This window comes from Acidovorax sp. sic0104 (genome assembly GCF_019219095.1).
Lineage (GTDB): Bacteria > Pseudomonadota > Gammaproteobacteria > Burkholderiales > Burkholderiaceae_C > Acidovorax.
This window is the reverse complement of the sequence record NZ_JAHUWH010000001.1, coordinates 453455-467096: the sequence shown is the minus strand read 5'-3', so window position 1 is coordinate 467096 and position 13642 is coordinate 453455. Positions and strand designations below refer to the sequence as shown.

Here is a 13642-nt window from a genome sequence, read left to right as displayed (position 1 = left end):
CGAACGGGTTGTCCGGGCCCAGCAAGGCCTATCTCAGGCCTTTGGCAGTGTGACCGTGATCTCGGACCCCGCCGCCTGCACCTCAACGCTCAGTGGCTTTGCCAGCTGCAGCAATGCGGCCATGTCCATCGCAGGGGGCTGCGCCATCGGCCCCGCTTGCGCCGGGTTGTCGGCCAGCAGAGCCGTCGCGGTGGACGTGCCGCTTGCCCGCACCCGCACACCGAGCATGCCCGCGGGTTCTATGTGGATGTGGGCTGGCAGGGGGCTGGTGTGCTCGGCCAGATGGTAGATGGCGCCCAGCACCACGTACAACAGCGTGTGCGGCACCTGCATCTCTTCGTTCCAGCCGGGCACCTGCGGCGGCAGCGGCTCCATCTCGGTGCCGCGCACCATCAGCGCCGGGCGGGCCAGCTCCACGGCTTCAGCCACCAGGGCGCGCACGGTGTGGCGGTCGTTGATCTGCAGATCCCACAGCCGCAGCCGCCGTATGTGGTGGGCTATCTCGCCGAGCTGCTCCTCGATCTGCTCCACCCGCTCCACCGCCTGCTCCGGCGTCATGTCGCCCTTGGCCAGGCGGCGTTTGAGCAGCATGGTGCCCATGCGCATCACCGACAACGGGCCCGCGACATCGTGCCGCAGCACGGGAATCGCGCGCATCAGGATGGCGTGCTGCAGGCCGGCATCGACCAGACCCTGCGTGGGGTCCGGTGCCGTGGGGGGGTGTTTCTTGGAAGGCAAAGCGGCAGGGGTGTTCGGTAGGTTCAGAGGCTCGGCGAAGGGACGGGTCACAAGGTGGGCGGTTGCAGCGCCGCAGCGCACTTCGCCAGCACGGCATCGAACGCGTCGAAGTCGAGCGGCTTGCCCAGCACGTAGTCGAACTGCCCGACTTCCGCGCCCACGCTGACGCCGGACGCCATCCCGGTGATGGCAATCGCGAAACATGGGCCGGCACCATGGGCCGCCACCGCCGCACGCAGCAAGGGCACAAGGTCCGAGCCCTGCATGTCCGGCAGGTTCTGGTCCACGAGCAGGACCTGCGCGGGCTGGGCCCGTGCCAGGGCCAGTGCCTCTTGGGCCGTGGCTGCGGTGCGGATGGCATGGCCTTCCATGGAGAGCAGTTCCTCCAGAAGCTCCGTGGCATCCCGGTTGTCGTCAACGAGGAGGATATCGAGTGGCATGTCTGTCGTCGTCTGGTGCTCTACGAACTGGCGTTGTCCGGGCCTGCGCCGCCGCCATCGGCCTGGGGCAGGTGTACCGTGAACACCACGTGCGGCGGCTGGTGTGTGTAGGCAATGGTACCGCCATGGCCCTGCGCGATCTGGTGGGCGATGTACAGCCCCAGGCCCAGGCCGGAGCGGTTGCGTTCGTTCCCCAACGACGAGGACTTGAACGGCGTGAACAGGTTGGCCGACACCGCCGGGTCGATGGGAGGCGCCACGTTGCGCACCTCGATGAGCAGGCCTTGTCCGGTGCTGCGCGCGTGCACCTGGATGGGCTGGCCTGCATCGCCGTGGTGGCGGGCGTTGCTGATGAGGTTGGAGACCACCTGGGCGATGCGGTCAGGGTCGGCCTGCGCGTGCAGGCGGTCGGGCAAGCGGCTTTCGATCTGCGTGCCCGGGTGGGCGGTGCGGGCCTCGTCGACCAGGTCGGCGAGCAGCTGAACCAGGTCCACGGTCTTGAGCTGCAGGTTCAGGCCCAGCCGGCTTTGCAGGCGGGACATGTCCATCACCTGGCTTACGAGGCGCTGCATGCGGTTGCTGGACGACTGGATGCGCTGGCCGATCCTGCCGGTGTTGCCATCAAGGCCGTTGTTTTTCTCCAGCACGCGCGCAGCCATGCTGATCGAGTGCAGCGGGTCGCGCAGGTCGTGGCCCAGCACGGCCATCAGGTGGGCCCGGGCTTCGTTCAGTTCGGCATGGCGGGCGGACTGCGCGCGCACCAGCTCGGCCAGCAACTGGCCCGCCGTGTCCAGGTCGTCCGCAGCCCAGGGCTCGGACTTGGATCGCACGATCTCCTTCCACAGTTCGAACGAGCCGCGCGGCGTGAGGCGTGGGCCGAGCGGGCCGGCGCGCACTTCCTTTTCAGGCTTGCCGCCCCAGTTGATGGTTTCGATCTGCTCCTTGCGCAGGAACACCAGCCAACTGCCGCGGTTCCTGTCCAGCGGCAGGGCCAGCGCGCCGCACCACGGTGCCAGCTGCAGCCCGATTTCCGGCGCATCCAGCGGCAGGGAATGGGTGGAGTAGATCGAGCCGCCGCCTTGCGTTCCATCCAGCCACTGCAGCAGTACGCGGGCTGCGTCGTCGGTCACGCCGCCTTCGGTGCACAGCTTGCTGTGCTCGGAGACGATCACGGCGTCCGCGCCCATGGAGTGCGCCAGCGCCGCGGCGTGGGAACACAGGGCCGAGAATTCGTCGTCTGAAAGCAGCACCTGCTCCATGACGCGCATGCGCAACTCGCTCACCTTTTGCTGGCGCGCGGCATCCTTGCGGGCCAGGGCCGCCTGGATGTTGGCGCCCAGCATCTGTGCCATCACATCGCAGGCCATGCGCACGCTGTAGGGTACCTGGCGCGGGCCCATGTGGTGGCAGGCCAGCAGGCCCCACAGCCGGTTGTTGATGACGATGGAGATGCTCATGGACGCGCCCACGCCCATGTTGCTCAGGTATTCGATGTGGATCGGCGAGACGCTGCGCAGGATGCTGGCGCTCAGGTCCAGCGGCGCGCCGCCGGCCGGCACCAGCGGCACCGGTGCAGCCCGCACGTCGGCGATGAGGCGCAGGGTATTGGCCACGTACAGCGCACGGGCCTGCGCGGGAATGTCGCTGGCGGGGTACCGCCGGCCCAGGTAGGCATCCAGGAAGTCCGCGCACGACTCGGCCACCACGTCGCCGCTGCTGTCGGGGCGAAAGCGATAGGCCATCACGCGGTCGAATCCGGTCAATGCCCGCAGCTCCTGTGTGGCCAGTTGCAGCAGGTCGTTGATGGACGGGCGCGGGCGGCGCAGTTTTTCCATCGCGCGGTGGGCCTGCATGGCAAAGCCGGCCAGCGCATCGGTGGATTCCTGGCGCGCTTCGAACTCCATCACCAGAAGGTCTTGCGACTGGTGCAGCACCACGTCGAAGCTGCGGCCGCCGGCCTCCAGTTCGGCGGGCATGGGCAGATCCCCCATGCCGGCCAGCGTGGCCAGGCCTTCGTCGAGCAGCTCTCGCAGCAGGCCGTGGCTGGCCACCAGGGGCGTGTCGCGCAGCGTCTGGCCCGGTGCGACCGAGCCACCGAGCATGGCGCCGAGATTGGCGCTGGCATGCCGCACGGTGCCCCCCGAATCGACTGCGAGCAAGGCGCCGTGGGACTGAATGGCGCCTGGGATGTGGATGGGCTCCCGGTCACAGTTCTCCAGGGTGGGGCGCGAGGCGCCGGCGCCGCTGGCCGCAGATTCCGCGTTCATTCCTGCATTCCTTCGGGCTCCAGAAAATGGCTTTGCAGCGCTGCGAAGGCAGTCCGGGCGCCGTGGCACGCTGCCTCCACAGCGGGGGGAGGTGCGATGTGTTGGCGCAGCAACGCGATGAAGAGCTTCCAGCGCGCTCCGGTGGAGGCGCCGTCGCCATGGAGGTAGCGCAGCGGATGGGGCGCCAGCCGCTGCGCCAGCTGCCTGTACAGCACCTGCCCGCCGAGCTGGGAGCCTTCGACCACGTAGGCGAACCCCCAGCACACTGCGTGCAGCTGTCCCGGGTGGGCAGCCAGAGCCTGCGCGGCGAGGCGCAGGGTGCCATCTCCGGGCAATGGCCAGCTGATCGCAGGTCCACCCGCAGTAAGGGGCTGCTCGCGCAGATCGGCCTGCAGCGCCGCCAACCGCTGCGGTGGCGTGAAGTCAAATCCCGGGGTCGTCGCTTGCAGCATCTGCAGATGAGGCCACAGGGCTTGCAGCCAGGCGGCCAGCGCATGGACATGGGCGACGTAGTCTGCCAGCGATGCATCGGGTCGGGAAATAGCCAGTTGGGCATCCAACTGGGCATGTTGTGCGGCAGTGGCAGTGCGCAGTGCCTGCAAGGGGTCCGCGCAGGCCGTGGGCGGCAGTTCGGAGACTGGAGGGCTGGAGGGCACGAACAGGAGTACCGGTTGGGTCGCGGATCGCATCGGCCACGGGGCGGCGCTGCACAGGCCACGATTCTAATGATTCGCCCTGCGAATGGCTGCGCAGCGGCACGCAAGCGCCCGGCGCCCCCGCTTTTCCGGGGATCAACCTGCAGCGGCGTGCTTAGGATGGGCAGACACACCCGCCGCTGCCCCCTCGCATGCCTGTTTTCCACTCGCTACCCGCCCTGTTGCTCCTTGCCGGCCTGTTGGCCGCACCGGCCCAGGCCGCCCCCGCACCTTGGTACTACTGGCGCAGCCTGGTGGACGGCGCCCGGGTGTGCGCGCAAGCATCTCCCGGCCAGGGCTGGGAGCGCGACAGCGCCGCCTACGAGGGCCCAGGCTGCCAGCCACGCCGCAAGGTGCTGGTCATCCCCATGCGGTAAAGCCTTGAGACCTTGGGGCCGGGCAGTGACACTTTGTTATGAAAAGCATAGCTAACAACGAAGGCTGCATATGTGCTTGAGCAAAAAATGACGGCGATGCTGTGTGTACATTCGATAATGGTGTCATGACCGAACTGATCCTGATCCGCCACGGAGAGACCGACTGGAACCGCGAACTGCGCTTCCAGGGCCACGTGGATGTTCCCCTCAACGCCACCGGCCATGAGCAGGCGCGCCGCCTGGCTGAGCGCCTGGCCACTGAAAAGATGGTGGCCCACCACCTGGTCTGCAGCGACCTCATCCGCACGCAGGAAACCGCCGCTCCCACCCTGCAGGCGCTGTTTCCGCAGTTGCGCATCGACACCCTCACCGACAGCAGCCTGCGCGAGCAGAGCTTTGGCATCGTGGACGGCAAGCGGGTGGACGACATCAAGGTCGAACACGCCGATGCGTGGAACCAGTGGCTGCGCTTCGAGGCCGACTACGGCATGCCCGGCGGCGAGACCACTCGCCAGTTCCACACCCGCGTGATGGACGCCGTGCGCCGCATCGCGCAGCAGTATCAGGGCCGCAAAGTCATGGTTGTGACCCACGGCGGTGTTCTCGACATGATCTGGCGCACCGCGCGTGGCACGGGCCTGGACGGCCCGCGCCAGAGCGACATCCCCAACGCCGGGCTCAACCGCGTGCGGGTGGACGGGGATGCGGTGGAGGTGCTGGACTGGGCGGACGTGCGGCACCTGGCGGACTTGCCTGCGCAGCCGGTGTATGACCAGAAGAAGCTGGTGGTGCGGTAGAGAAGCGGGCGTGCGCTGAGCCTGCGGGCTGGCTCGCTTCGGCCAGCGTGCTGCGGATTTGCCGCGGACGGAAGTTGTTCAGTCAGTCAGCCAGCCAGTCCGGCCGGCTGTCCCCGCTTTCGATGCGGGCCGCGTTCATGCACAGGTATTTGCGGCCGTCTTCTTTCGCCAGCGCGAGGTAGCGACCAAGTTGGCGCGATTCAATGGTCAGGAGCACCCACAGCGCCATGATGCGCTGGTATTCATGCCCGGACTCCCACGCCCGGCTGCACAGCCGTTCTGCATGCGGCGAGCCGATGCGTCCCAGGGCTTGCAATGCGATGCGGCGCACGTATTCGTCCTGGTCTTCCACCAACTGGAGCAATGCACTTTCGGCGGTGGCAAACGGGAGCACATGCTTGCCGAGTTGGGCCGCCGTCTGCCACCGGGCGTCCGGTTCCTCGCAGGCCAGGATGGATGGGAGCAGCTTCGACAGCAGCAGTGGCCGCTGACCAAGCTGCGATGCGAGGTAGCTGATTTCGTTGTCCCGGGCTATGGCATAGACGAGGTCGTCCGCGACCTCACAACACAGGTCTGCGGCAGGCAGCATCGTGTCCAGACAGTCGACAAAGGAGCGGTGGAGCTCGGCCCACTCCTCGTAGCCGCATTCCCACTCGCCGTAACGATCCTCGGCCGGATACTGTTGCGCCCACGCGCGAAATTTGGCGACCTCGCTGCGAATCTTGATTCGCCCCGGGTTGTCACCGTCCGCCATCGATGGCGGCAGGGCCTCAGGCATGCTCCACCGTGCGGAGGGCCGGCAACCCCAGCACCCCATTCACCACCCCCGCCTGCCGCGCCAGCCGCACCGACTCGGGCTGCGCATTCACCATCGGCTGCAGCAGGTTCTGCACCGCCGCCCACTGCCCGTTGCGCTGCAGTGCATCCAGCCAGATCTGGTGGAACAGGTCGCGCTGCGCGTGGCTGCCGCCGATCTCGATGAGCCTTGGCAGTGCGAGCCCCAGTTGCTGCGCAGCCGTGGCCCAGTCTCCTTGCGCGTGTGCGAGCAGGCCCTGCGCGGCGGGTACGCACACCTGCTGCCACACCGTGCGCTCGTGCGCTTCCGTGCGGGTGGCGGCGTGGGCCTGGATGTTGCGCAGCAGGGTGAGCGCGGGCTCGGTGCGGTCCGCGCGCGCCAGGCCGTAGAGGTACTGCAGGTCGAGGAAGGGCAGCACGTGGTCGGACAGGCGCAGCGCAAGGTGGTCGGCCACATCGGCCCAGCGGGCGGCGCCCACGTTGACGCCCGCCAGTTCCAGCCGCGCCAGCAGCGAGACGGCGTTGATCTGGTCCTGCGTGTATTCCTTGACCACGCCCCAGACCTGCTGATCGTAGAGCGCCAGCACGTCGGCGTGGCGGTCCTGCTCCAGCAGGAAGAGCGCCTGGTGCCACCAGTTGTGGGTCACCATGAAGGAGTTCAGGTCCGTCCAGGTGTCGCTCACGCTGGCGAGGAAATCCGAGCCTTCGGCGATGCGCCCCTGGGTCAGCATCACGTGGGCCAGCGCGTGGTGGGCCCAGGGCTCCTTGCGGCACAGGTGGACGGCGTGGCGTGCGGCGGCTTCGGCCTGGGCCAGCAGGTGGCATTGCTCCCAGCCAAAGGCGAGCATGCCGTGCAGGTAGGGCACGTCGGCAGCGGCGGGCAGGGCCTGCAGCGCCAGGCGCAGCATGCCGGGCGAGTCGCCGCGGTTGAACAAGTGGTACTGGCCGAGCTTGAGCGATGCGAGGTCGCGCGGGTGCAGCCGGGCCTGTTCTTCGTGCAGGGCGATGGCGCGGGGCAGGTCGCCGTCCACCCAGGCGGCGACGGCGGCGACGAAGCGCTGCTCGCGCTCGCTGGCCTGTGGCGCGCTGGCAAGGGCCTGGTCGATGAAGGGGCGTGCATTGCTGGGTGCGTCGGCCGACTCCGCAAACATGTGCAGCGCGGCGCAACTGGCCTGCACGATGGCGCTGGTGTCGTGCGCCGCACCCAGCACGTTCACGGCGCGGGCTTCGCAGGCGATGAAGCCTTCCACGAAGTCGTTCAGCGCTGCTGCGCTCGCGGCGTTGCGCAGAGTGACCGGGTTGCCCAGGCTGTCGGTCAATGGGGTGTGCTGCATGGAGGCATTGTGGCGGTCCATTGCTCGGATGCGCATCCCATCACCGCTCACCGTTCGGGCTGAGCCTGTCGAAGCCCTGCACTGCGCTGCGGCAGGCTCAGCGCGGGCGGGTTGCATGGGTGGGGGCGCATTGGCATCAGCCGCCCTTGATCAGGGTGTTGTAGGCGCTGCGCGTCTCGGCCGACACGGACGCGACAAGCTGCTCGTGCGGGGTCTGGTGGCGGGCCAGCATGCGGGCGGTGGCAATGGTCCTGGATTTGCAGAACCAGTGGCAGGTGTGCTGCATGAGGAAAAGCTCGGCCGTCATCATGTAGGCCCGGTCCTTGGGCGACAGGTGGCCGGTGTTCTGCACCACGTGCGCGATGCCGCGTGCGTGGATGGCCAGGGCCTTGCGCATGTCGAAGGTCAGCGCGGGCAGCAGCTTCTCGACAAAGGGAAAAGCCATGGACAGGCGGCTGACCCGCGTTTGTTCCTCGCCCACCTTGGCGAAGTCGGCGGCGAAGCGGCTGAACTGCTCGCTCAGTTGCAGCTCGGTGGTGCTCAGCAGGCTCCAGATCTGGTCGCGCCGCTCGTCGGTGCTCTCGCCCAGGGCACGCAGGTAGCCATCGGTCAGGGCCTCCATCAGCTTTTCGATCTGGTAGTGGCCCAGGTGGCTGCCCAGCAGCACGATGCGCCTGCGCTGCTCCTTGGCGTTGAGCATGAAGGTGCCGGTGGCAATCAGGATCGCCATGATGAGAAGGTCCATGCGGTGGTGTGGTCAGGTGTGGGGGTGGCCGCGCAAGGCCGGCGGGACTGCGCAAGGTTACATCAACAACCGCCGTGCATCGAACCCCGCGCTGCTACCGCCATGCTCACGCAACGGGAGGCTGTGGCCAAGGCTTTTGCGGATCGCGGATGAGCTCGAAGGCGCGGGCCACCTGCAGCACCCCCAGGTCGTCGAAACGCGCGCCGGCGATCTGCAGGCCGACGGGAAGGCCTGCATCGGTGTAGCCACAGTTGACCGACGCTGCGGGCTGCTCGGACATGTTGAACGGCACGGTGAAGCCGATGTGCTCCAGAGGGCGCAGCGGGTCGTTGGTGGGAGAGGGCAGCTCCGCCTGGAAGGCGACATTGGGTGCCACGGGAGAGATCACGTAGTCGAACGCGCTGCAGGCTTTGACGGCTGCCACGCGCGTCAGATGGAACTGGTGGCTGGCGTTGAAGACCTCGGTGCCGCTCATGCCTGCGGCGCTGTCGGCCCAGGTGCGGATGTAGGGCAGCACTTTCTCCCGGCGCGCAGCGGGCAGGGCCTGCAGGTCGGTGTGCGAGCGCATGCGCCAGAAGTGGTCCATGCCGTCGAGCATGGCCTGGGTCATGAAGGGCAACATGGGCACGATGGTCGCGCCGGCGGCCTCCATCAGGCGCGCCGCATGCTCGATGGCGGCCTTGACCTCAGGCTCCACGGGCAGGCCGCAGCCGGCGTCCAGCAGCAAGCCGATGCGCAGGCCGCGCAGGCGCTCGGTGCCCTGGTCGAACTGGCTCCAGGCGATGTCCTGCGCGGGCAGGCTCATGCTGTCGCGCGCATCGGGCTGGCTGAGCACCTGCATCATGAGCGCGGCGTCGGCCACGGTGCGCGTCATGGGGCCGGCGGCACGCCCGGTGTAGGGCGGATCGATCGGGATGCGGCCCAGGCTGGGCTTCAAGCTGAAGATGCCGCACCAGCTGGCAGGCAGTCGCAAAGATCCACCGATGTCGGTGCCGATGTGCAGCGGGCCGTAGCCTGCGGCAGCCGCCGCGCCGCCGCCCGCGCTGGAGCCCCCGGGGCCCTTGCTCACATCCCACGGGTTGCGCGAGAGCGGGTGGAAGGTGGACAGGCCGGAGGACAGCATGCCGTAGTCGGGCATGGTGGTCTTGGCGACGATGACGGCACCCGCCTCGCGCATGCGCGCGGCCGGCGGGGCATCGGCCGCTGCGGGCGCGAGGTCCACGGCAGCCGTGCCCAGCGGCGTAGGGTCGCCCTCGGTCGAGATGTTTTCCTTGATGGTGCTGGGCACGCCGTCCAGCAGGCCCAGGGGCTCGCCCTTGTGCCAGCGGGCTTCCGACGCACGGGCCTGCGCCAGGGCGGCCTCGGGCCGCAGCAGGTAGGTGGCCTGGATGTGGGGCTCCCAGCGCTCGATGTGCGCCAGCACGGCCTGCGTGACCTCCACCGGAGAGAGTGTGCGCTGGCGGTAGGCGGCCAGGAGTTCGTGGGCGGGCAGGTCGTGCAAGGCAGTCATGTCGGGAGTTCTACAAGTAAAAAAGGCTGCTACCGCTTGCTGGTGAAGCGCTAGCAGCTATTGTTTTGGGAGCAATTCACTCCCACTCGTTTTAGTGATCCATTGCGCAGCGCGCCGCCCCCAGCCCACAAAACTGGCGCGGCCAGGGCCAGTGCCCCCGTGCAAGGGCCGCCCCGCCGCACCGGGGGCGTCCCCCTCCCGACTCGCGCAGCGAGTCGAGAGAGGGGGAAGGCGCGAAGCGACTCAGGGGGTGCTTCATCTCAAGACCAGGAGAGCGACGAGATGTCGTTCACGAACACGGGCATGTCTTTCCACAGCCCCTTGAGGTTCTTGTTGGCCACCGTGATCCATTGGTTGGAGTACAGGAAGGCGTGCACCGAGTCCTGCGCCAGCAGGCGCTGCGCTTCGCCCAGCAGGCGCGAGCGGTCGGCGGGGCGGGCGGCGTTCTTGATCTGGTTGAACAGCTCGTTGAACTTGGGCGAGTTGTAGGCCCAGTAGTAGTCGGGCTTGGCGAAGTTGCCCAGGTCGAAGGGCTCGACGTGGCTGATGATGGTCAGGTCGTAGTTCTTGCTGCCATAGGTGCCGCTGAGCCACTGCGCCCATTCCACGTTCTGGATCTTGGCGATGATGCCGACCTTGGCCAGCTGGGCGGCCACCACTTCGCCACCCTGCCGTGCGTAGGGGGTGGGCGGCAGCGTCAGGGTCAGCTCCAGCGGCGTCTTGATGCCGGCTTCGGCCAGCAGCTTCTTGGCCTTCTCGGGGTCGTAGGGGTTCACGCCGGTGGTGTCCACATAGCCGAAAGCGCCGGGCACGTAGTGGCTGCCGATGGGCGCGCCGTAGCCGTCGCCCGCGCCTTCGATCACGGCCTTGCGGTCGATGGCAGCGGCAATGGCGCGGCGCACGCGCACGTCATCGAGCGGCTTCTTGCCGTTGTTGATGGCCAGGATGGTCTTGGCGCGCGAGCCGCTGACCACCACCTGGAAGCGCGGGTTGCCCTTGAACTGCGGCACGCTGCGGGGCGTGACGCGGGGGAAGGCATCCACGTCGCCGGCCAGCAATGCGGCCACTTGCGCGGCGGGGTCGGAGATGAAGCGGAAGGTGGCGCGCTTGATCTTGAGCGCCTTGGCATCACGGAAACCTTCCCACGCGGTCAGCACGACGGAGGAACCCTTGTTCCAGGCGTTGAGCTGGTAGGGGCCGGTGCCCACGGGCTTGTTGGCGTTGCCGTCGGCGCTCTTGGGCTCCACGATGATGGACGTGGCCTGGCCCAGCACGAACAGCAGGTCGGGGTCGATGTCCTTGTTCAGCACCACGACGGTGAAGTCGTCCACCACCTGCGTGGTGAGGTTGGCAAACGTGCGCTTGTCCTTGTTGGTGCTTTTCTCGCCGCCCGCGCGGTCGTACGAGAACTTCACGGCGGCGGCCGTGAAGGGCTCGCCGTTCTGGAACTTCACGCCACGGCGCAGCTTGAAGGTGTAGGTCTTGAGGTCGGGCGAGACTTCCCAGCTCTCGGCCAGCAGGGGCGAGACGCTGCCGTCGGCGTTGATCTTGGTGAGTGTCTCGAAGATGTTGTACTGGACGATCTCGGCGATCGCGGATGCAGCGCCGGCGGTAGGGTCCAGGCCTGGAGGCTCCAGCGTCATGGCCAGCGTCACCGCATCTTTGCGGCCTTGCGCCAGCGCGCCGAGGGGGGTGGACAGGGGCACGGCGGCGATGGCGCCAGTGGCAAGGACGGTACGGCGGTTCAGCATGTTCGGATACTCCAGACTAAAGACCAGACATCAACCAGACAAAAGCCCCGGTGCAAATTGTTACCAGGGAACACAAAAGCGTTTTACACCATCACGCGCGCATTTGGTTATGCGGTTTTCGTGGTGGCAGCGGCCGTTGCTGCAGCAGCGGCCGCAGCCGCGCGGCGCGCCCGGGCGCGGCCAGGCTGCACCTGGGGCACGGCGCCCACCAGCGACTGCGTGTAGGGGTGCTGTGCGTTGCGGAACAATTCGGCCGGCGAGCCGCGCTCGACGATGCGGCCCTGGTACAGCACCACCACTTCGTCGCACAGGTGGTTGACCACCGCGAGGTCGTGGCTGATCAGCATGTAGGTGATGCCGAACTCCTGCTGCAGGTCCTGCATCAGGTTCAGCACCTGGGCCTGCACGGAGACGTCCAGCGCGCTCACGGGCTCGTCCGCCACGATGAGGCGCGGGCGCGTGATGAGGGCGCGGGCGATGGCAATGCGCTGGCGCTGGCCGCCGGAGAACTCGTGCGGGTACTTGCCAAGGTCGTTGGTGCGCAGGCCCACCTGCGACAGCACCTGGGCGGCCTGCTCGCGCTGCTCCGTGCGCGTGGTCAGGCCCTGCGCCTGCAGTGGCTCGGTCACGATGCGCTCGACCGTCTGGCGCGGGTCGAGCGAGCCGTAGGGATCCTGGAACACCATCTGGAAGTCGCGCCGGGCCTCGCGCAGCGCGGCGGCGGGCAGGCGGTGCAGGTCACGGCCCAGCAGGTGCACCGTGCCCGAGGTGGGCGCGTCCAGCGCCATCACCAGGCGCGCGAGCGTGGACTTGCCCGAGCCCGATTCGCCCACGATGCCCAGGCTGCGGCCGGGGGCGACCGAAAAGCTCACGCCGTTGAGCGCCTTCACCGTGCCCGGCGGATGGAACAGATGTTCGCGCGGCAGCGTGTATTCGCGCACGAGGTCTTTGACTTGCAGCAGCGCCTCGGCGGGCGTCGCGGTGGCGCCGCCCCCCGTGGTCTCTGCGGCTTGAGCGGTGACGTGGTTCATGCTGCGACCTCCACCACGTTCGGCGCCTGGGCGCTCTGCGCCGCGGCAACGGCTTCGCTGCGGATGCAGCGCACCACGTGGTCGCCATCGGCATCGGTGGACACCAGCGTGGCCGCAGGCTGCTCGTGGTGGCAGGCGTCGATGGTGTAGCTGCAGCGGCCCGCGAAGGGGCAGCCGGCGGGCAGGTCCACGAGCTCGGGCACCGTGCCGGGAATGGTGGACAGGCGAGGGCGCTGGCCGGGCGCATGCACGGCGCCCAGGTGGGGCCGTGCAGCGAACAGACCTCGGGTGTAGGGGTGGGTCATCGCGGAGAAGACGGAGGCCGTGGAGCCGCTCTCGACCACGCTGCCGCCGTACATCACCATCATGCGGTCGACGTTCTGCGAGATCACGCCCAGGTCGTGCGAGATGAGGATCAGCGCCATGTTGCGCTCGGCCACCAGGTCGCTGATGAGGTCCAGGATCTGCTGCTGGATGGTCACATCGAGCGCCGTGGTGGGCTCGTCGGCGATCAGCAGGTCGGGCCCGCAGGCCAGGGCCATGGCGATGGTGATGCGCTGGCGCTGCCCGCCCGAGAACTGGTGCGGGTAGGCGTCGAAGCGCTGCGCCGCGTTGGGGATGCCCACACGGTCCAGCAGCGAAATGGCTTCCTTGCGGGCATCGGCCGCGCCCATGCCGCGGTGCAGGCGCAGCGGCTCGGCCACCTGGCGACCGATGGTGTGCACGGGGTTCAGCGCCGTCATGGGCTCCTGGAACACCATGCCGATGCGGTTGCCGCGCATGGCGCACATCTGGGCATCGGTGCGGCCCACCAGCTCTTCGCCGTCGAAGCGGATGCTGCCCGTGACCTGCGCGCTGTCGGGCAGCAGGCCCATGAGCGACATGGCGGTGATGGATTTGCCGCAGCCCGACTCGCCGATCAGGCCCAGGGTTTCGCCGCGTGCCAGCGAAAAGCTCACGCCGCGCACGGCATCGGCCGGACCCCGGTGGGTCTGCAGTCGGATGCGGAGGTTGGAGACTTCAAGCAAAGGCATGGCAGCGGGTCTTCATCGGTCGCAGTGGTTTTTATCAGTTGTCCATCGCACCCGGCGCTGCCGTTGAGCAGGCATGCGCCAGGCCAGTGCACCCGTGCAAGGGCCGCCAGGCTGCGGATGCGGCGCTT

At 68.0% G+C, this 13642-nt stretch carries 13 protein-coding genes; 2 read left to right on the top strand and 11 right to left on the bottom strand.

The genetic code is table 11. The features are described from left to right. Window positions 1–33 precede the first annotated feature (33 nt). The 4 genes from KW835_RS02155 to KW835_RS02140 are packed head-to-tail and all read right to left on the bottom strand — an operon-like array spanning window position 34 to window position 4101. The gene (locus tag KW835_RS02155) at window positions 34–738 is read right to left on the bottom strand and encodes a hypothetical protein (protein WP_218380625.1); all 705 of its coding nucleotides are present in this window, start codon (window positions 736–738) and stop codon (window positions 34–36) included. 47 nt (window positions 739–785) lie between these two features. Further along, window positions 786–1178, bottom strand: coding sequence for a response regulator (locus KW835_RS02150; protein WP_218380624.1), 393 nt, complete (start codon window positions 1176–1178; stop codon window positions 786–788). 20 nt (window positions 1179–1198) lie between these two features. Further along, the gene (locus KW835_RS02145) at window positions 1199–3445 is read right to left on the bottom strand and encodes an ATP-binding protein (RefSeq protein ID WP_218380623.1); all 2247 of its coding nucleotides are present in this window, start codon (window positions 3443–3445) and stop codon (window positions 1199–1201) included. Beyond that, window positions 3442–4101, bottom strand: coding sequence for a biliverdin-producing heme oxygenase (locus KW835_RS02140; RefSeq protein ID WP_339385481.1), 660 nt, complete (start codon window positions 4099–4101; stop codon window positions 3442–3444). The genes KW835_RS02145 and KW835_RS02140 overlap by 4 nt, the downstream gene beginning before the upstream one ends. Before the next feature lie 191 nt (window positions 4102–4292). Here KW835_RS02140 and KW835_RS02135 point away from each other — a divergent pair, with 191 nt between their 5' ends. Continuing rightward, window positions 4293–4517, top strand: a complete 225-nt coding sequence (locus tag KW835_RS02135) for a hypothetical protein (RefSeq protein ID WP_218380622.1) — start codon at window positions 4293–4295, stop codon at window positions 4515–4517. A gap of 125 nt (window positions 4518–4642) precedes the next feature. Beyond that, window positions 4643–5314 (top strand): histidine phosphatase family protein, encoded by a 672-nt coding sequence (locus KW835_RS02130; protein WP_218380621.1) that lies wholly within the window; start codon window positions 4643–4645, stop codon window positions 5312–5314. A gap of 82 nt (window positions 5315–5396) precedes the next feature. Here KW835_RS02130 and KW835_RS02125 read toward each other — a convergent pair whose 3' ends face one another. From KW835_RS02125 to KW835_RS02095, 7 genes are all read right to left on the bottom strand, one after another. Further along, entirely contained in the window at window positions 5397–6092 is a 696-nt protein-coding gene (locus KW835_RS02125) for a HEAT repeat domain-containing protein (protein WP_218380620.1), read from the bottom strand. Continuing rightward, window positions 6085–7443, bottom strand: coding sequence for a tetratricopeptide repeat protein (locus tag KW835_RS02120; protein ID WP_218380619.1), 1359 nt, complete (start codon window positions 7441–7443; stop codon window positions 6085–6087). The genes KW835_RS02125 and KW835_RS02120 overlap by 8 nt, the downstream gene beginning before the upstream one ends. 136 nt (window positions 7444–7579) lie before the next feature. Then, complete coding sequence (locus KW835_RS02115) at window positions 7580–8188, bottom strand: hypothetical protein (protein ID WP_218380618.1); 609 nt, start codon at window positions 8186–8188, stop codon at window positions 7580–7582. Window positions 8189–8294: 106 nt separating this feature from the next. Next, complete coding sequence (locus KW835_RS02110) at window positions 8295–9698, bottom strand: amidase (RefSeq protein ID WP_218380617.1); 1404 nt, start codon at window positions 9696–9698, stop codon at window positions 8295–8297. A 260-nt stretch (window positions 9699–9958) separates the two neighbouring features. After that, a complete protein-coding gene (locus KW835_RS02105; RefSeq protein ID WP_218380616.1) occupies window positions 9959–11449 on the bottom strand; it encodes an ABC transporter substrate-binding protein in 1491 nt (496 codons plus the stop codon). A gap of 107 nt (window positions 11450–11556) precedes the next feature. Continuing rightward, complete coding sequence (locus tag KW835_RS02100) at window positions 11557–12480, bottom strand: ATP-binding cassette domain-containing protein (protein WP_218380615.1); 924 nt, start codon at window positions 12478–12480, stop codon at window positions 11557–11559. Continuing rightward, complete coding sequence (locus KW835_RS02095; protein WP_218380614.1) at window positions 12477–13514, bottom strand: ABC transporter ATP-binding protein; 1038 nt, start codon at window positions 13512–13514, stop codon at window positions 12477–12479. Before KW835_RS02095 ends, KW835_RS02100 begins: the two co-directional genes overlap by 4 nt. Window positions 13515–13642 lie beyond the last annotated feature (128 nt).